Annotated in this window: 21 protein-coding genes; 10 read left to right on the top strand and 11 right to left on the bottom strand. The window is 67.8% G+C overall.

Going from position 1 to position 16,334, the window contains the following annotated elements; translation table 11 throughout:
- Window positions 1-93: 93 nt before the first annotated feature.
- The gene (locus tag FFS49_RS37330) at window positions 94-807 is read right to left on the bottom strand and encodes a 5-formyltetrahydrofolate cyclo-ligase (RefSeq protein WP_226285437.1); all 714 of its coding nucleotides are present in this window, start codon (window positions 805-807) and stop codon (window positions 94-96) included.
- A 156-nt stretch (window positions 808-963) separates the two neighbouring features.
- Between FFS49_RS37330 and FFS49_RS37325 the strand changes: the two genes are divergently transcribed.
- The 7 genes from FFS49_RS37325 (at window position 964) to FFS49_RS37305 (ending at window position 6,019) form a co-directional block, all read left to right on the top strand.
- Window positions 964-1,890, top strand: coding sequence for a LysR family transcriptional regulator (locus FFS49_RS37325; RefSeq protein ID WP_039354931.1), 927 nt, complete (start codon window positions 964-966; stop codon window positions 1,888-1,890).
- A 117-nt stretch (window positions 1,891-2,007) separates the two neighbouring features.
- A complete protein-coding gene (locus tag FFS49_RS42260) occupies window positions 2,008-2,145 on the top strand; it encodes a hypothetical protein (RefSeq protein ID WP_171026896.1) in 138 nt (45 codons plus the stop codon).
- Window positions 2,142-3,398: an MFS transporter gene (locus tag FFS49_RS37320; RefSeq protein ID WP_105816426.1), complete on the top strand. Its 1,257-nt coding sequence runs from the start codon at window positions 2,142-2,144 to the stop codon at window positions 3,396-3,398. The genes FFS49_RS42260 and FFS49_RS37320 overlap by 4 nt, the downstream gene beginning before the upstream one ends.
- 270 nt (window positions 3,399-3,668) lie before the next feature.
- Window positions 3,669-4,769, top strand: coding sequence for a nitronate monooxygenase (locus tag FFS49_RS37315; protein WP_105816425.1), 1,101 nt, complete (start codon window positions 3,669-3,671; stop codon window positions 4,767-4,769).
- A 195-nt stretch (window positions 4,770-4,964) separates the two neighbouring features.
- A complete protein-coding gene (locus FFS49_RS37310) occupies window positions 4,965-5,336 on the top strand; it encodes a GFA family protein (protein WP_105816424.1) in 372 nt (123 codons plus the stop codon).
- Window positions 5,333-5,461: a hypothetical protein gene (locus FFS49_RS43030; protein ID WP_258181720.1), complete on the top strand. Its 129-nt coding sequence runs from the start codon at window positions 5,333-5,335 to the stop codon at window positions 5,459-5,461. The genes FFS49_RS37310 and FFS49_RS43030 overlap by 4 nt, the downstream gene beginning before the upstream one ends.
- Window positions 5,462-5,563: 102 nt before the next feature.
- Window positions 5,564-6,019, top strand: a complete 456-nt coding sequence (locus tag FFS49_RS37305) for a MarR family transcriptional regulator (protein WP_039354918.1) — start codon at window positions 5,564-5,566, stop codon at window positions 6,017-6,019.
- 48 nt (window positions 6,020-6,067) lie between these two features.
- Here FFS49_RS37305 and FFS49_RS37300 read toward each other — a convergent pair whose 3' ends face one another.
- From FFS49_RS37300 to FFS49_RS37290, 3 genes are all read right to left on the bottom strand, one after another.
- Window positions 6,068-6,784, bottom strand: coding sequence for a GNAT family N-acetyltransferase (locus FFS49_RS37300; RefSeq protein ID WP_105816423.1), 717 nt, complete (start codon window positions 6,782-6,784; stop codon window positions 6,068-6,070).
- A gap of 74 nt (window positions 6,785-6,858) precedes the next feature.
- Window positions 6,859-8,244, bottom strand: coding sequence for an ATP-binding protein (locus tag FFS49_RS37295; protein WP_105816422.1), 1,386 nt, complete (start codon window positions 8,242-8,244; stop codon window positions 6,859-6,861).
- A complete protein-coding gene (locus FFS49_RS37290; protein WP_039354911.1) occupies window positions 8,241-8,906 on the bottom strand; it encodes a response regulator transcription factor in 666 nt (221 codons plus the stop codon). The genes FFS49_RS37295 and FFS49_RS37290 overlap by 4 nt, the downstream gene beginning before the upstream one ends.
- A 293-nt stretch (window positions 8,907-9,199) precedes the next feature.
- Here FFS49_RS37290 and FFS49_RS37285 point away from each other — a divergent pair, with 293 nt between their 5' ends.
- Window positions 9,200-9,727 carry a VTT domain-containing protein gene (locus FFS49_RS37285; RefSeq protein ID WP_039355043.1) on the top strand — a complete coding sequence of 176 codons (528 nt, stop codon included), beginning with the start codon at window positions 9,200-9,202 and terminating at the stop codon, window positions 9,725-9,727.
- Window positions 9,728-9,770: 43 nt separating this feature from the next.
- Window positions 9,771-10,487, top strand: coding sequence for an rRNA adenine N-6-methyltransferase family protein (locus FFS49_RS37280; RefSeq protein WP_105816421.1), 717 nt, complete (start codon window positions 9,771-9,773; stop codon window positions 10,485-10,487).
- 259 nt (window positions 10,488-10,746) lie between these two features.
- Here the strand turns inward: FFS49_RS37280 and FFS49_RS37275 are convergent, their stop codons facing one another.
- The 4 genes from FFS49_RS37275 to FFS49_RS37260 all read right to left on the bottom strand — a co-directional run bounded on the left by FFS49_RS37275 (window position 10,747) and on the right by FFS49_RS37260 (window position 12,697).
- Window positions 10,747-11,076 (bottom strand): DUF4148 domain-containing protein, encoded by a 330-nt coding sequence (locus FFS49_RS37275; protein WP_071334498.1) that lies wholly within the window; start codon window positions 11,074-11,076, stop codon window positions 10,747-10,749.
- A 74-nt stretch (window positions 11,077-11,150) separates the two neighbouring features.
- Entirely contained in the window at window positions 11,151-11,480 is a 330-nt protein-coding gene (locus tag FFS49_RS37270) for a DUF4148 domain-containing protein (protein ID WP_105816420.1), read from the bottom strand.
- A 68-nt stretch (window positions 11,481-11,548) separates the two neighbouring features.
- Window positions 11,549-11,968 carry an organic hydroperoxide resistance protein gene (locus FFS49_RS37265; RefSeq protein ID WP_105816445.1) on the bottom strand — a complete coding sequence of 140 codons (420 nt, stop codon included), beginning with the start codon at window positions 11,966-11,968 and terminating at the stop codon, window positions 11,549-11,551.
- Window positions 11,969-12,232: 264 nt separating this feature from the next.
- On the bottom strand, window positions 12,233-12,697 hold the full coding sequence (locus FFS49_RS37260) for a RidA family protein (protein ID WP_039354899.1): 465 nt from the start codon (window positions 12,695-12,697) through the stop codon (window positions 12,233-12,235).
- A 213-nt stretch (window positions 12,698-12,910) separates the two neighbouring features.
- Between FFS49_RS37260 and FFS49_RS37255 the strand changes: the two genes are divergently transcribed.
- Window positions 12,911-13,876: a LysR family transcriptional regulator gene (locus FFS49_RS37255; RefSeq protein WP_039354896.1), complete on the top strand. Its 966-nt coding sequence runs from the start codon at window positions 12,911-12,913 to the stop codon at window positions 13,874-13,876.
- 31 nt (window positions 13,877-13,907) lie between these two features.
- On the opposite strand, the gene FFS49_RS37250 is transcribed toward FFS49_RS37255, so the two are convergent.
- The 3 genes from FFS49_RS37250 to FFS49_RS42255 all read right to left on the bottom strand — a co-directional run.
- A complete protein-coding gene (locus FFS49_RS37250; protein WP_105816419.1) occupies window positions 13,908-14,615 on the bottom strand; it encodes an SDR family NAD(P)-dependent oxidoreductase in 708 nt (235 codons plus the stop codon).
- Window positions 14,616-15,216: 601 nt separating this feature from the next.
- Complete coding sequence (locus tag FFS49_RS37245) at window positions 15,217-15,780, bottom strand: shikimate kinase (protein WP_226285436.1); 564 nt, start codon at window positions 15,778-15,780, stop codon at window positions 15,217-15,219.
- The coding region (locus FFS49_RS42255; protein WP_171026895.1) for a hypothetical protein at window positions 15,777-16,334 on the bottom strand (558 nt) is incomplete at its 5' end. The genes FFS49_RS42255 and FFS49_RS37245, both read right to left, overlap by 4 nt.

Raw genomic sequence — 16,334 nt, 5'->3', positions numbered from 1 at the left:
TTCGCCGCGGCGTACCGGCTCGTTTCATTTTCAGCGCGGGATTCTGCTGCGTCGCGCGAGCACGCAGCTCGGTGACGTCGCGATGCCGTGACCCTAGTGGGCCAGCACGAGGATCGTGGTAAGTGCGATCGGCGCAAGTGCGACACCCAGCAGGCCGAGCGCACCATCGGCTGCAATCGTGATCGGCGACAGCGCGATCTTCGCCCCCTTACCGAGCACCGACGGTCGCTCGATCACCTTGACGTTGTACGGATGATTGAACGCCTGGGGTATCGACGAAGGCGTGACATCGTTCGGCTGGTAACGCTTTCCGGTGATCGTGCCGCTCTCCGTCAGTTCAAACCGCCCGTCCTTGAAACCGTCGGCAAGCGCGCGCTCGCGAAGCTCGGAGCCGGCCGGTGCGTCCTCGCGCGCGAGCCGCAACACGTAACGCCCCGAGATCTTGTCGCCGTGCGTCTCGAAATCATCGAAATCGGTATACAGCTTGGCGCGATAGGGTGCCGTGAGATTGACGGCGAGGGCCGGAGGCACATCGAAAATGTAGTGATACTGCTTGCCGATGACCACGAGGCTCTTTCCGTCCGCGCTGATCAGAAATGCCGAGAGCGTTTCACGGTATTCCGGATCCTTCAGCATGCGATTGGTGATGGGGCCGATGTTGGCGTCGGAGCAGCCGGCAAGCATGCCGGACGCCGCCACGGCGGGCAGCGCGAGAAATGTTCTTCTTTTCATGTGTGCTGTTGGATGTTGTTGGTTATTCAGCGGAACCGCTTGAATGTCGGGCGCTGCGTTCGATGAACGCGGCACCCTGACGGCCGATCATGCGGTTTCTTCGCCTGCGCATTGTAGGGCCAAAACGGCAAGCGCAGTATCCCCCGGCAAAGCGCCTCACCCGCGTGCGGTAGACTGCACGCTCGCCTGCCCACCACCCACTACACGACCGCTCGCCCCCGCTGATACGCCATGGATCGAATCGATGCGATGAAGGTGTTCGTCGCCACGCTGGACGAGGGCAGCCTCGCGGGCGCGGGCCGCAAGCTCGGCCGCTCGCCGGCGGCGGTCAGCCGCGCGATCGCGTTCCTTGAAGCGCACACGGGCACTGCGCTGCTGTACCGCACGACGCGGACGATCCGGCTCAGCGAGGCCGGCGAACGCTACGCGGCCGCGTGCCGCCGCATCCTGTCCGATCTCGAGGAAGCCGACATGCTGGTCGCCGACGAACGTTCGGCGCCGCGCGGCCTGTTGACGGTCACTGCGCCGGTCGCTGCGGGCGAGGACGTGTTGCGCGCGCTGCTCGACGAATTCATCGAACGCCATCCGGCCGTGTCGATCCGGCTGCAGTTGCTCGACCGTCCCGTCAGCCTGATCGACGAAGGAATGGACGTCGCGCTGCGGATCGCACACCTGACCGATTCGACGCTGGTCGCAATCCCGGTCGGCGCGGTGCGGCGGGTCGTCGTGGCGTCGCCCGATTACCTGGCGAAGCATCCGGCGATCGAGACGCCGGCCGATCTCGCGCAGCACCGGATCATCTCGATGACGCACTTCGGCCTCGACTCGTGGAGCTTCCCGCCGCCCGCACCGTCGGCGCTGCCGCAGGTCGTCCAGTTCACGCCGCGCTTCATCATCAACACGATTCGCGGCGCGGTGGCGTCGGCCGTCGCCGGGCACGGCGTCACGCGGCTCTTCTCGTATCACGTGGCCGAACCGGTGCGGGACGGCACGCTGCGGATCGTGCTGCGCGACAGCGAACACGCGCCGCTGCCCATCCATCTCGTCACGCCTTACGGACGCCTTTCTGTGCCGAAGGTGCGCGCATTCGTCGATTTCGCGGCGCCGCGCCTGCGCGAGCACTTTGCGCGGCTGGCAGCCATTACTGACGACGATTGAACCGAAACACGGAAGAATGGCTTTCGCACGGCATGGATTCACTCGGTAATCGGCTCAATCTAGACTTCCTTCAACCGACGGACGCGAATGGCGCCCGTTCAGCGAATGGAGGTCAACATGCATCAAGCGCTTCCCGTCCAGCTTCGTGCCGGTGCGTTCGGACTGACGCACCGCGTGGTGTCCGGCATCGGCATCGCCCGTTTCGCATGCGTGCCGTCATCGGCAAGCTTCGTCACGCCGGTGAGCACGCAATGAGCACGATCTCGCATGCGCCCGTCACGACACGGGCCGCACGTCCCACCGCCAGCTACGCCGAACGCAACGCGCGCTACTGGCGACGCAATCTCGCCGTCTGCGTGTTCGGGTCGTTCACGACGCTCGTCAGCCTGAGCATGCTGCTGCCGTTCCTGCCGCTGTACGTGCGGCAACTCGGCGTCGACGCGCAGTCGGCCGTGATCCAGTGGTCGGGCATCGCGTTCGGCGCGACGTTCCTCGGCACGGCCGTCACCGCGCCGCTGTGGGGCCGCCTTGCAGACCGCTTCGGTCGCAAGCCGATGCTCGTGCGTGCCGCGATCGGGATGGCGATCGTGATGTCGCTGATCGGCGTCGCGCACAACGTGGTCGAACTCGTCGCGCTGCGGCTGCTTGCGGGGCTGGTCGGCGGCTACGCGTCGGCGTCGACCGTGATGGTCGGCACGCAGGCGCCGCGCGAGCGCGCGGGCTGGGCGCTCGGGATCCTGTCAACCGGTGCGCTCGCGGGCAACCTGGTCGGGCCGCTCGTCGGCGGGTTGCTGCCGGGATGGCTCGGCATTCGCGGCACGTTCTTCGCCGGTGGCGCGATGATCGCCGTCGCCGCGCTGCTGACGATCTTCGTCGTGAAGGAAGACTTCCACGCGGCCACCGATGCCCGCACACGCACCTCGAGCGCCGCAGCCGGCACGCCGCACCGCACGAATCGCGCGGCAGTCGCCGCGCTGCTGGTGACGGCGATGATGGTGCTGCTCGCGAACATGTCGATCGAGCCGATCATCACCGTCTATATCGGCGGCCTCGGCGTGGGCGGCGACCATCTTGCGCGTGTCGCCGGCGTCGTGATGGCGTGTTCGGCACTCGGCAGCATGCTGACCGCCGCACGGCTCGGCGCGCTGGCCGATCGTGTCGGCAGCTGGAACGTGATCATCGGCTGCCTGCTGTTGACCGCGCTCGCGATGGTGCCGCAGGCGTTCGTCACGCACTGGTGGCAGCTTGCCGCGCTGCGCGGGCTGATGGGCATGTCGCTCGCGGGGTTGCTGCCGTCGATCGGCAAGCTCGTGCGGCAATCGGTCGACGAGCGCGCGACCGGGCAGATGCTCGGCTATCTGCAGTCCGCGCAGTTCAGCGGGCAGGTGGTCGGCCCGGTGATCGGCGGGCAGATCGGCGTCGCGCTGGGGTTGCATTCGGTGTTCTTCGTGACGGGCGCGCTGCTGGCGGCCTGTGCGGGGCTCGCGCATTGGGCGCGCGGCCGATAGCGGCTGGCCGGCGGATCGCGGGCTGGCGTAGGATGGGTGCAGTTACGGGTGGCGCGCAGGAAAACGACGCCCCCTTCGTCGCGCGATGCGTTTTCCGTCACGGCAGACACCACACCGCACGGCGGCTACCCATTGCATTCGACATGACTTTCACATGACCGGTCGCGCACAAGGCACGACGAACGCGCACCGATCCGAACCCGACCCACGCGCATCGGCCCGCATCCGGCCGACGCATTTCGATGACGAATCTTGCAGGAGGCAAGCGACATGAATCAATCGACCGACAACCGGACGCTGCTGCGCACGCTCGGCATGCGCGCCCCGATCGTCCAGGCGCCGATGGCCGGCGTCAGCACGCCGGCGCTGGCGGCCGCCGTGTCGAATGCGGGCGGGCTCGGCTCGCTCGGCGTGGGCGCGACGAACGCCGACGGCGCCCGCAAGATGATCCGCGACACGCGCGCGCTCACCGACCGGCCGTTCAACATCAACGTGTTCTGCCACCAGCCGGCGCACGCCGACGCGGCCATCGAACGCGCGTGGCTCGAATGGCTCGCGCCGGCGTTCCGCGAATACGGCGCGACGCCGCCCGCATCGCTGTCGGAGATCTATACGAGCTTCGTCGCCGACGATGCGATGCAGGCGATGCTCGTCGAAGAGAAGCCGGCCGTCGTCAGCTTCCATTTCGGGCTGCCGTCCGCGGACGTGATCGCCGCGCTGAAGCGCGCGGGCGTCACGCTGTTCGCGTCCGCGACGAACCTCGACGAAGCACGCCAGATCGCCGCCGCCGGCGTCGACGCGATCGTCGCGCAGGGGATCGAAGCGGGCGGGCATCGCGGCGTGTTCGATTCGACCGCGCATGACGACCGCCTCGGCACGTTCGCGCTCACGCGCCTGATCGTGCGCGAATGCGCGCTGCCGGTGATCGCGGCCGGCGGCATCATGGACGGCGAGGGCATCGCCGCCGCGCTCGCGCTCGGCGCGCAGGCCGCCCAGCTCGGCACCGCGTTCGTCGCGTGCCCGGAAACGTCGATCGACGACGGCTATCGCCGCGCGCTGCTGGGCGATGCGGCGCGCCGCACGACGTTTACGGCCGCGATCTCGGGCCGGATCGCACGCGGCCTCGCGAACCGGTTGACCGCGCTCGGCGACGACCCGCACGCGCCGGCCACGCCCGCGTACCCGATCGCGTATGACGCCGGCAAGGCGCTGCACGCGGCCGCGAAGGCGAAGGGTGAATTCGGCTACGGCGCGCAGTGGGCCGGGCAGGCGGCGCCGCTCGCGCGGTCGCTGCCGGCGGCCGAACTGTTCGCCGCGCTCGAACGCGAAACGCGGGCGGCGATCGAGCGGCTGCAGCACGTGCTGGATTGATCGCACGATTCGCGGGCGGCGAACCGCACGCATATCGCGGCGATCGGTGAGCGCACCCCGATCGCCGAATCGATATGTCGCGGCCCGCGGCCAATTTGCAATGTTCTGTATCTGCACGAACCCCGGATACATCGCGATACAAAGCACGCTCGAGGGTCCGTTATAAAGCAGGCATGACCGATTCGGGAGTCCATCATGTCTGCAACCTGGTTCAACGGGTCCTGCCATTGCGGGGCCGTCAAATTCGAAGTCAGAACGGCCGTGACGCCGGCGACTCGCTGCAACTGCAGCATGTGCCGCCGGCGCGGCGCACTGATGAGCCCGATGTTCGCCGCCGGCGAACTGAAGATCGTCGAGGGCGAGGGCGCGCTGACGTGCTACCAGTTCAACACGCGCACGGCCCGCCACTATTTCTGCAGCCATTGCGGCATCTATCCGTTCCATCAGACGCGCAAGGACCCCGCCTGCTGGCGCGTCAATCTCGGCTGCCTCGACGGCGTCGACCCGTATGCGCTCGATGCAACGGTAGCGGACGGCGCGAGCCTCTCGGTCGTGGAGGACGCATGAAACGCTGGCTGATGATCCTGCTGTTTGCCGCAGGCGGGCTCGCAACCGAAATCGCACATCCGGTGCAATGCACGCTGCTGTCGGTCAGCCGGACACAGACCGGCAAGCGCCGCAGGGCGGGCTGACGGCGTGCCGGTTCATCGGGAGCGATTATCGAGCTTCCGATAAGATCGCATGCGATATATAATGCGTCCATCTGCGGCCGTTCGCGCCGCTGGAGGACGTTCATGAAACCGACCGAAGCCCCATCCGCCGCCGCGCCGAAGCTGTCCGAGTTCCTGTGCTTTGCGATCTACTCGACGAACCTCGCGTTCGGCAAGGCCTACAAGCCGATTCTCGAGGAGCTCGGCCTCACGTATACGCAATACATCACGATCATTGCGCTGTGGGAGCAGGACAACCAGACGGTCGGCCAGCTCGGCGAGAAGCTGTTCCTCGAATCCAATACGCTGACGCCGATCCTGAAGAAGCTCGAGGCGATGGGCTACCTGGAACGGCACCGCGATCCGTCGGACGAGCGCCAGGTGCTGGTCAGCCTGACGAAGACCGGCCGCCGCGTGAGGGAGAAGGGGCTCGACATGAATCTGGTCGAAGCCACCGGGTTGAAGCCGGACGAATTCGCGAAGATGCAGAAGGCGATCGTGACGCTGCGCGGCAACCTGATCCGCTCGACCGACGAATAAACACGCATACCCGCCGCGGCCGGCACGTCCACCGTGCCGGCCGCGTCGTCATGCGTTTCCGTCGCCGAGCACCAGCAGGTGCATCTCGCGACGGACGACAAAACCGAGTGCGAGATAGCGCTCGATCGCCACCTGGTTCGACGCGAGGACGTGCAGGAAAGGCGTATCCGAGCGCGCATCGATCTCCGCAATCAGCGACCGCATCAGGCGCGTCGCCAGCCCCTGCCGCCGGAACTCGGCATCGACGCACACCGCGCTGATCTCCGTATACCCGTCGACCTGCATCCGCTCGCCGGCCATCGCGGCCAGCCTGCCTTCGCTGCGGATGCCGATGTAATGGCCGAGCTCGAACGTGCGCGGCCCGAACGGGCCGGGCTGCGCGGCCGTGGTCAGCGCGAGCATCTCGGGCACGTCGGCTTCCGCGAGCGTGACATGGCCGGATTCGGGTGCCGGACCGAGCGTCCCTTGCCAGACCATCTGCAACAGGTTCGCGCGCCGGATCGCCGACAATCCCGCCGGCAGCTCGATCTCGTCCGGCGTGACCAGCGCCGCCGGCCCGTGAGCCGCGATCAACGGACGCAATGCGTCGAACGACGCCGCGCTCGCATCCTCCATCGCGGCAAACGGCGCGATGGCTACCGGAAACCGCCATGCACGGCCATGACCGAGCGCCAAGCGGCGTTGCCTGCCCGTCAGCGCGTTCCACACCACACGGTCGAGCGGGTGTGCACTGCCTGGCGCGTTTCCGGTCGTTGCATCGGACATGAGCTGCTCCTCGATTGAAGGTGTCGGTCGCACAGCATAGACCGGGATCGGACGGACAGGGCGCGGCACGCCAGCTAACGCTGCCAGCGCTGCGGATCCACCCATATCGGGAACGACAGGATCACCGTCAGCCCGTTCCCCTCGATCCCGGCCGTCACCTCGACCGGCCCGCCGTGCGACTCGGCGATCCGGGCGACGAGCGACAGGCCAATGCCGCTGCCCGGCTGCACCGTCCCCGGTACCCGGTAAAAGCGTTCGAAGATCCGCTCGCGCTCGTCGGCCGGCACACCGGGCCCGTCGTCCGCGATCCGCAGCCGGACCCGTGCACCGTCTGCATCGGCAGGGACGTCGCACGTGATCTCGACCCGCCCGCCGTCACGGCCGTATCGCAGCGCGTTGTCGATCAGGTTGCGCACCGCAATGGCGATCTCGTCCAGGTCGCCCCAGACGCGCACCGGTTCGACCGCGATCCGCATCGTCTGCCGGCGCGCATGCGCGGCCGCGTCGAAGTCGCTCGCGATCAGTGCAACGAGCCGCGACAGGTCGACCGGCCCGTGCTGGTCGGCCCGTGACCCTGCATCCAGCCGCGCCAGTTCGAGCAATTGCCCGGATAGCCGCGCGCTGCGCTCGACGCCCGTTGCCAGCCGGCGCAGTGCTTCGTTCTTGTCCGCCAGGCTGTCCGCCTGCAACGCCACTTCCGCCTGGGCCGACAACGCAGCGAGCGGCGTGCGCAACTCGTGCGCCGCATCGCCGATGAAGCGGCGCTCGGTGTCGACAGCCTGACTCAGCCGCGCGAGCAGGCGATTGAACGATTCGACGAGCGGCCGCAACTCACGCGGCAGCGTCACCAGCGGCAACGGCGAGAAATCGAACGCCGCCTTGCGCTGGATCGTCTGCTGGACGTCGCGCACCGGCCCGAACGACCAGCGGATCACCCACCAGATCACGACGCCCAGCATCCCGAGCATCACCGCCGTGTTGAACAGGCCGAGTTGCAGCGCATTGTTCGCCTTCTCCTGCCAGGTCGTGGCCGGGCCGCCCGTCTGGACGTGAATCCGGCCTGCCGGATCCGACAGCGAGTACACGCGCCAGGTCTCGTCGTGCGCGACGCCGCGCCCGGTGCTCACCCCGTATCCGTCCCGCAGGTCGGCCTTGAGGGCCGGTCCCGGTGCGTCCACGCTGTGCATCACGTTCCGGCCATCGACCCAGACCTGGAACGCGACGTCGTATTTGCCATACGCCGTTTTCGGTACGACCGCCTGGGCGTTCGCCGCGGGCAGGCGATCGATCGTATCCGGCAATGCGAGGAGCAGCAGTTGCGCGGCGCTCTCGAGCATGCCGTCGCGCCAGCCGCGCTGCTCACGCCACAGGCCGATGCCGAGAAACGCGCCCCAGCTCGCCCAGAACACGACGACCGCCGCCATCACGGTCGCGAGCAGGCGCACGCGTAACGACTTCATGCCGGGCTCTCCCCGACGCGATAACCGAAGCCGTGCACCGTCACGATCAGCTCGTCGCCGAGCTTGCGCCGCAGTTGATGGATGTACACCGCGATCGTGTTGCTTTCGATTTCGCTGTCGTTGCCGTACACGCGCGCTTCGAGCTGCGTGCGCGTGACGACGCGGCCTTGCCGCTCCATCAGCGCCAGCAGCGTGCGGTACTCGTGGATGCTGAGCACAACGGGTTCGCCGGCGCGCGTGACTTCCTTGCGCGCCGGATCGACGTGCACGTCGCGGTAGACCAGGCGTTCCGACACGCGGCCCTGGCTGCGCCGCGTCAGCGCGCGCAGCCGCGCGTAGAGTTCGTCGAGCTGGAACGGCTTCACGAGATAGTCGTCGGCGCCTGCGTCGAGGCCGCGGATCCGGTCGCTCAGCTGATCGCGCGCGGTCACGATCAATACCGGTGTCGGGTCGTAGTTCGCGCGCATCGCAGCGAGCAGCGTGAAGCCGGACGCACCCGGCAGTTGCAGGTCGAGCAGCACCGCGTCGTAGTCGTGGCCGACGAGCGCGAGCCGCGCGGCGGGAACGTCCGCCGACCAGTCCGCGCGCCAGCCGTTCTGCCTGAGGCCCGCGCACACGGCGTCGGCCAGCATGACATCGTCTTCTACCAGCAGGATATGCATCGGTTTCGCTCCTCGATTGTCGAGGTCGCCAGCCTGACCGACCGCGATTAAAAACTTCTTAAAGCCCGGGGGCCACGATGCGTGCCATTCGCCGCATTGCCGGTGCAATGCATCTGGCGTTTCCTCGAGAGGCTCGCGATGACCGTGTCACGTCCTTCAATTCCGTTGCTGCAATGCAATGCGGCACGACGCCCCACCTTCGCGCCGCGCCGGTGCGGGCCATTCTGGCACGGAAGGCCACGTGCGTTGTGCGCGTCGTGCGCGTCGAGCGCCGGCCGCGCGGGAGCGGTGCGATGAACCAGCTCGCCACGCTCGTCCCGTTCGGCCTCGCGCTCAGCGTGGCCGGCGCCAACAGCACTGCCTGCCTCGTCGGCCTGTCGCTGATCGAGCGGCTGATCCCCGTGCTGCCGTCCCACGCGCTCCTCACGATGATCGGCGTCGCCAGCGCGCAAGGCGCATGGACATTGCCGGAAGCGATCGTCGTCACGGCGCTCGGAAGTTTCGCCGGCTGCCTGCTGCATTACGCGCTCGGCAACCTGTGGCCGGAAGACAGCGTGCTGACCCTGCTGCACCGCATCGCGCCGCTGGGCCGGCTGCAGCCCGCAAGAATCGACGCGCTGATCGACGGCATCCGCGCGCGGCCCACGCGGCTTGCGCTCTGGTCGCAACTGGTGCCGTTCGTCCGGCTCGTCGCACCGGCGCTCGCCGGCTTGCTGGAAACGAGTTTCGCGCGATTCGCGTCGGGTGCTGCGGCCGGCATCGCGCTCTGGAACACGCTGTTCATCACGGCGGGCTACCTGGCCGCACGCGCGGCCGCCTAGCCCGACATGCCGTTGACCGATCGATCCCGACTGGAGCCCGTCGATGCGAATCCCCGACTGGATGCTGTTCCTGCGTACCTGGTTGCGCCATCCGCGCCGCGTCGGCGCGCTCGCGCCGTCCGGCCCGGCGCTCGCCGCGCTGATCACCGCCGATATCCCGCGCGACGGCGCCACCGTGATCGAGCTCGGTGCGGGCACCGGCGTGTTCACGCGGGCACTGCTCGCACGCGGCGTCACGAGCGACCGGCTGGTGCTGGTGGAAGCCGATCCCGCTTTCGCGAACACGCTGCGGCATCAGTTTCCCGCGCTGCGGGTCATGCAGATGGATGCGGCGCAACTCGGCATGACGGGCGACTTCTTCGGCGGGGCGCGCGCGGATGCGATCGTGAGCGGGTTGCCGCTCGTCGCGATGCCGGTTGAACGAGCCGTCGCGATCGTTCGCTGCGCGTTTGCGCGCCACCTTGCTGCCGATGGTGCGTTCTACCAGTTCACGTATGTGCCGCGCTGCCCGATCCCGGCGCGCGACCTGGAGGCCATGCGCATTCGCGCCGTCCGGGTGGGTGTCGCGTGGATGAACTTCCCGCCCGCCATCGTGTATCGCTTCGACCGCCGGATCGATGCGGCCGGCCATCAGCGGCCCGTTGCGCGGCCGTTGCGCGATGCAGTTGTGGAAGCCGCTATCTTGCGCGGCTTCGATGCCATGCCATCGCTCGATTCGAGCGGCATGCGGCCATCGACAGAGGGAAGTGCGTCGTCGTGAGCGCGCTCGGGCACGGGTTGCTGTCCGGCCTGCCACGGCTGATGTTCTGCTTCGACGATCACGGGCCGCGAGCGTCGACAGCCGCATCGGCACGGCGCACCGTCGATTCCCGGGCCGACACGAGCACGTAGGGCGCGCCGACCTGCAACGCAGTTTTTCGCCGACGACCGGCGAGGCGCGCGCCGTGCTCGCGCGCTCCCGTTTCTCACACCCCGTACCGAACTGCCCGGATCGGCGCGACGATTCCGACGCGCGATGCTCAATGGCCGAAGTAGATCGAGCGCTCGGCCATGCGAACCACGCTGCGGCTGCCCGACTGCGTTGCACTGCCGGCGTCGCTGCCGTAACCGGATGCCTGCGACTCGGCCGCGATTGCATCGGTGTCGTGGGCCCGGCGCAGCGCAGCCTGAAGGTTGTCCGGATAGTTCGGGTCGTTGGGCCGGTTCGGCAGGTAGCCGGCCTTCTGCAGCGCGGCCAGTTCCGCACGCACCTGCGAGCGCGTCACGGTGCTGTCACCGGCAAACGCCGGCGCGGCAACGGCAGCCGACACGGCAACGAGAACGGCAGCGATCAGTTGGGTCTTCATCATTCACCTCGACAAGAAAAGGGGGATTCAGCAGTTGCGCACCATGCGCCGGCCACCGGCGCCGTTCGCGGTTTCGTTCAATGACCGAAGTAGATCGAGCGCTCGGCGATTCGCGTCGCAGGCCGGCTGCCCGACTGCGTCGCGGCGGCGGCATCGCTGCCGTAACCGGACGTCGCGGCCTCGGCCACTGCGGTGTCGTTCGCGTGAATGCGCGTCAGTGCGGCCTGCAGATCGTCCGGATAGTGCGGATCGTTCGCGCGGCCCGGCCGATAGCCGGCCTGTTCGAGCTGCACGAGTTCGGCACGCACCTGCGCGCGGGATACGGCGCCTGCGTCGGCGAACGCCGGGGCGGCAGCGGATGCGGAAACGGCCACGAGAAGGGCGGCGATCAGTCGGGTATTCATCATTCACCTCAATAAGAAAGAAAGGAAAGCGGGCATTCGGCAAGGCGGCGCCAGGCCGCCTGATGCATCGTTCAAGCGATACGGATGTCGACGTCGATGTTGCCGCGCGTCGCCTTCGAATACGGGCAGGTCTGATGTGCCGCATCGACGATGCGCTGCGCGACGTCGCGATCGAGCCCCGGCACGCTCACGTTCAGCCGGGCCTGCAGGAAGTACGCATCGCCGGCGGTGCCGAGATCCACTTCGGCGTCGACCGCGAGATCGGCCGGCAGCGTTACCTTCGCGGCACGCGCCGCAAGCTGCATCGCACCGATGAAGCAGGCCGACCAGCCGGCCGCGAACAGTTGTTCCGGGTTGGTGCCGGTACCGGCGCTGCCCGGCGACGACAACTGGATGTCGAGGCGGCCGTCGGAACTGCGTGCCGCGCCGTCGCGGCCGCCCGAAGTCGTATGCGTCTTGCCCGTGTACAGCAATTTGTCGATCTTGCTCATCATTTGCTCCGTCGGTTGGGTGGTTTGTTTCAGATGCGATTCGATCGCATGCGATGGAGTTTCGTCGAGACGACCTTCTCCGTCAAGCGCATTCGATTAAATCGCATGCGATATTTTGTATTTCAATGTATCTGGAACGTGTACAGCTTTGCGGGAGAAGGCTTTCCGGCGATCGATCCCTGATATTCGCGAGTCAACGAATCCGGGCAGGGCAGGTGAAAACGCCCCGGAAACGGCTGGCCGCCCCGCAGGGCGGCCGATCGGTCAGGCCGGGTCGATCTCGGCGATCACGACGAGGATCACGGCCGCGTCGGCCGGCAACTGGCGTTGGGAGAACGCCGAGCGCGCGTGGCCCGACTTTTCGCCCAGCACGGCGGCGAACAGGTCCGACGCGCCGTCGATCACGGCCGGCTGCCCGAAAAAGCCGTCGGCCGAACTCACGTGCCCCTCGACGCGCACGATCTTGCGCAGGCGCTCGAACCCGCGCAGGTGCCGGCGGATCTGCGCGAGCACGTTCAGCGCCGCGAGCCGGGCGGCATGCTTGCCTTCGTCGACGCTCAACTGCTCGCCGACGCGGCCGGTACAGGCAACCTTGCCGTCGACCAGCGGCAGTTGTCCGGAGACGAACAGCAGGTTGCCGGCTTCGCTAGCGGCCGTATAGCTGCCGAGCGGGTTCGGCGGCTCGGGTAACGCGAGGCCGAGGTCGGCCAGTTTCTGTTCGACGGTCATGTCGTGCTCCTTGCGGGAAAAGGGTTCGGGCGATCGGTGCTGCCTGTGAGTCACTGTAGTCATGCGGCCGAAGCCGGTAAATGTCGGCAGCGCAATTGACTCACGACGCGGTGTAACGAATCGCGCCCGATACGCCCGCTGGTTTCCGCCGCGAGATTCATGCACACTCGGCGTCATCGCGCGCCACGCGCCGCAGACGGCAGGAATCGCCTCATGCAACGACAATTCGACGATCTGCTGCTGGGCAGCATCGAGCTGTTCTGCCTCGCGGCCGAACTCGGCAGCTTCACGCTGGCGGCCAACGCGGCGAGCGTCACGCCGGCCGCGGTCAGCCGTTCGGTCGCGCGGCTCGAGGCGCGTCTCGGCGTGCGGCTGTTCGTGCGCACGACCCGCCAGATCCGCCTGACCGATTCCGGCCGCCGCTATTTCGAGCAGTGTCGCGACGCGCTGTCGCAACTCGTCGACGCGGAGCGCGAGGCGACCGGCCAGCAGGCGACGCCCGCCGGCGTGCTGCGGATCAGCATGCCGACACCGTACGGGCACTATCGCGTGCTGCCGCTGCTGCCGGCGTTTCGCGAGCGGTATCCGGACGTGCGCGTCGACACCCACCTGAGCAACCGCAACATCGATTTCGCCGAGGAAGGCTACGATCTCGCGATCCGCGGCAGCGCGCCGGCCGATTCGAACCTGATCGCACGCAAGCTGGAGGATGCCGAGCTCGTGATCGTCGCGACGCCCGGCTACCTGAAGCGCGCGGGCACGCCGACCGCCGTCGACGACCTGCATGCACATGAATGCATCCAGTTCGAGCTGCCGAGCAGCGGGCGAACGATTCCGTGGCTGTTCAACGATGGATCGGACGGGATCGACGTCGCAACGACGGGAAGCTACGGCACGTCGGGCGACTATCTTGCCGGTGTGACGCTCGCGCGCAGCGGTGCGGGGCTGTTCCAGACCTATCGCTTCATCGTCGAGCAGGATCTGCGGGCCGGCACGCTCGTGGAAGTGCTGCCCGGCCTCGGCGGCCGGTCGCGGCCGTTCATGCTGCTGTATCCGCATGCGCGCTTTTTGTCGTCGCGCGTGCGCGTGTTCGTCGACTTTCTCGTCGAGCATCTGGCGCGCGCGCCGGCCACGCAGCCGGCCGGGACACGCGCCAGACGAGCCGGCGCATCGCGTTAGGCGCGCCGGCTCGCGGTTTCGACACCGCGCGTCAATGCCCGGCGCTCTGGCCGCCGTCGACATGCAGGATCTCGCCCGTGACGAACGGCGCCGAATCCAGGTACAGGATCGCGTCGACGATGTCGCTCATGTCGCCCATGCGGCCGACCGGATGCAGCGACGCGAGCGTCGCGTGCGTTTCGGGCGCGTGCATCGGCGACTTGATGATCCCGGGCGACACCGCATTCACGCGAATGCCGGCCTTCGCATACTCGATCGCGAGCGACTTCGTCGCCGCATTCAATCCGCCTTTCGTCAGCGACGCGAGCACCGACGGCACGTTGCTGTTCGCGTGATCGACCAGGCTCGTCGTGATGCTGACCACGTGGCCGCCGCCGTGCTTCTGCATCGCGCCGATCGCATGCTGCGTGACGTGGAAGAAGCCGCTCAGGTTGACGCTCGTGATCTGCGCATAGTCGTCCGCGGTGTACTGCGTGAACGGCTTCGCGATGAAGATGCCCGCGTTGTTGACGAGCGTATCGACGCGGCCGAAGCGTTCGACGGCGGCGTCGACCACGCGCCGTGCGACGGCCGCGTCGCCGATGTCGCCCGCGACGGTGACGAGGTCGGGATCGTTCGACGGCCCGATCGAACGTGACGTTGCGACGACGCGATGGCCGCGGGCCCGGAATGCGTCGACCGTTGCCGCGCCGATGCCTTGCGATGCGCCGGTGACGATGATGACTTTGGATGCGCTCATGATTTGCCTCGATGGGTGAAGGGTTCTCGGCTTCGGTGCCGACCGGATCCGTGAATCCGATGGGCGAACTGTAGGCGCGCCGGCTGCGATCTCGAATACCCACCGTGGAGCAACAGTCTTGCGTCGGGGGAACAAATGCGGGGAGGGGTGGCGGGTTGCGAGTCAGGCTAGTGGGCGCGTGGAGTGGACGGCCCGACGCCGGGCATCGGCACTGTGTTGCCCGACTACACGCGTTCAGCCTCTTCACAGGGAGGCCGGCTCAAATGCCCGCGATATTCGCGGTTGAACTGCGATGCGCCGCCGCTGGGCCTGCTGCTCGCCTAACCGGCGATCGACGTCGCCCTCAATGCGCTCAATCGTGGCGCGATCTCACCGAAAGGAACGATTTTCCTGCGGTCTGACGAGCCGATTCATCTGTCACAAAACACGCAGCTGGATAATCTGTCACGTCTATCCGGATAACTTTTCTTATCAAAATAGCACCATGAAGAATCCAAACTCGCCGATTCGAAAACGCGTCTGATACCCGCCGTCCGGGCCGCCTTCGTGCTTCTCGCTGCCGAACCCAGGACAGGGAAGCGAACATTCGCGGTGCGCGCCGTCAATCCGGTGCGTCGATCCGCGCCAGCAGCACCGTCAGTACATCGGCCGTCGCGCGGGCGACATCCTGCGAAGTCGTATCGACGAGCGCATGCGCGCATTCGCGATACAGCGGGTCGCGCAAGCAGTACAACGCGGCGAGCGTTTGCCGCGGGTCGGCCACCTGCAGCAGCGGCCGGCGCGGGTCGTCGCGCGTGCGGCGCCACAGCGCGTCCGGGTCCGCATGCAGGTAGATCACGCAACCGCGCTCGCTCAGGCGCGCGCGGTTGCGTGGATTCAGCACCGCGCCCCCGCCGGTCGCCACGACGGCGTTCGGGCGCTGCGTCAGTTCGTCGACGATCTGCGTTTCGAGCAGACGAAAGCCGCCTTCGCCGACCTGATCGAACAGTGCGGCGACCGAACGTCCGGTGCGCCGCTCGATCTCGTCGTCGCTGTCGACAAACGTCCAGCCGAGCGATGCTGCGAGCGCGCGGCCGAGCGTCGATTTGCCCGCGCCCATCATGCCGACCAGGATTGCGCGGGCGGGCAGGGCGCGCGCGTCGGCGGCCGCGACGACGGCGCTCACAGGCGCCGCTCGAGCGGCCAGCCGGCCCGCGTTGCCGCACTGATCCGCCGTGCGCGCACCGCGTCCGACAGCGTGTCGAGCGCCGCGCCGGTGGTTGCGTCGTCGGCGTCGAGCAGCGCGCCGAGTACCTGTCCGCCCGGATCGCCGGCCGCGATATGCTCGGCCGCATCCGCCGCGACGGTTTGCGGCGTGCGCGCGGGCGCTTCGTCGCGTTCGGGCCGCCGCCATCCGTTGCGCAGATCGCGCCATCGCACCACCAGGCCGCAGAACAGCCCGCCGCTCGGCACAGTTGCGTCATCGGCCGGCGCCACCGTGTCGCCGGGCGTCGCGCACTGCGTGACCCAGCTCGCGAACTCGAGCAGCGACGCGTCGTGAGCGAGCGTGGCCGTGTCGAGCGCGACGGTCACGCCGGCATCCCGCAACCGCCCGAGCAGCGGCCGCACCCCGTCGTGCGCGCCGCCGCACGGCTGCAGCAGCACCTCGAGTTCGTCCTCGTGGCGCTCGACGAGCGCGCGGTGCCGCTCGAGCGCTGCCGGCTCGAGCAACGCCTGCGC

The sequence above is a fragment of the Burkholderia sp. 4NA327C6 genome, from assembly GCF_005502655.1.
GTDB classification, from domain to species: domain Bacteria; phylum Pseudomonadota; class Gammaproteobacteria; order Burkholderiales; family Burkholderiaceae; genus Burkholderia; species Burkholderia contaminans.
This window is presented reverse-complemented; position numbering and strand designations above follow the sequence as displayed.

Coding starts and splice junctions, on each gene's coding strand:
- FFS49_RS37250 (WP_105816419.1), bottom strand. CDS start 14,615: ATGAGCGCATCCAAAGTCATCATCGTCACCGGCGCATCGCAAGGCATC.
- FFS49_RS37295 (WP_105816422.1), bottom strand. CDS start 8,244: ATGAAGTCGTTACGCGTGCGCCTGCTCGCGACCGTGATGGCGGCGGTC.
- FFS49_RS37325 (WP_039354931.1), top strand. CDS start 964: ATGGATCGAATCGATGCGATGAAGGTGTTCGTCGCCACGCTGGACGAG.
- FFS49_RS43030 (WP_258181720.1), top strand. CDS start 5,333: ATGAAACGCTGGCTGATGATCCTGCTGTTTGCCGCAGGCGGGCTCGCA.
- FFS49_RS37260 (WP_039354899.1), bottom strand. CDS start 12,697: ATGACCGTCGAACAGAAACTGGCCGACCTCGGCCTCGCGTTACCCGAG.
- FFS49_RS37320 (WP_105816426.1), top strand. CDS start 2,142: ATGAGCACGATCTCGCATGCGCCCGTCACGACACGGGCCGCACGTCCC.
- FFS49_RS42260 (WP_171026896.1), top strand. CDS start 2,008: ATGCATCAAGCGCTTCCCGTCCAGCTTCGTGCCGGTGCGTTCGGACTG.
- FFS49_RS37290 (WP_039354911.1), bottom strand. CDS start 8,906: ATGCATATCCTGCTGGTAGAAGACGATGTCATGCTGGCCGACGCCGTG.
- FFS49_RS37280 (WP_105816421.1), top strand. CDS start 9,771: ATGCGAATCCCCGACTGGATGCTGTTCCTGCGTACCTGGTTGCGCCAT.
- FFS49_RS37305 (WP_039354918.1), top strand. CDS start 5,564: ATGAAACCGACCGAAGCCCCATCCGCCGCCGCGCCGAAGCTGTCCGAG.
- FFS49_RS37310 (WP_105816424.1), top strand. CDS start 4,965: ATGTCTGCAACCTGGTTCAACGGGTCCTGCCATTGCGGGGCCGTCAAA.
- FFS49_RS37265 (WP_105816445.1), bottom strand. CDS start 11,968: ATGAGCAAGATCGACAAATTGCTGTACACGGGCAAGACGCATACGACT.
- FFS49_RS37275 (WP_071334498.1), bottom strand. CDS start 11,076: ATGATGAAGACCCAACTGATCGCTGCCGTTCTCGTTGCCGTGTCGGCT.
- FFS49_RS37255 (WP_039354896.1), top strand. CDS start 12,911: ATGCAACGACAATTCGACGATCTGCTGCTGGGCAGCATCGAGCTGTTC.
- FFS49_RS37270 (WP_105816420.1), bottom strand. CDS start 11,480: ATGATGAATACCCGACTGATCGCCGCCCTTCTCGTGGCCGTTTCCGCA.
- FFS49_RS37285 (WP_039355043.1), top strand. CDS start 9,200: ATGAACCAGCTCGCCACGCTCGTCCCGTTCGGCCTCGCGCTCAGCGTG.
- FFS49_RS37315 (WP_105816425.1), top strand. CDS start 3,669: ATGAATCAATCGACCGACAACCGGACGCTGCTGCGCACGCTCGGCATG.
- FFS49_RS37300 (WP_105816423.1), bottom strand. CDS start 6,784: ATGTCCGATGCAACGACCGGAAACGCGCCAGGCAGTGCACACCCGCTC.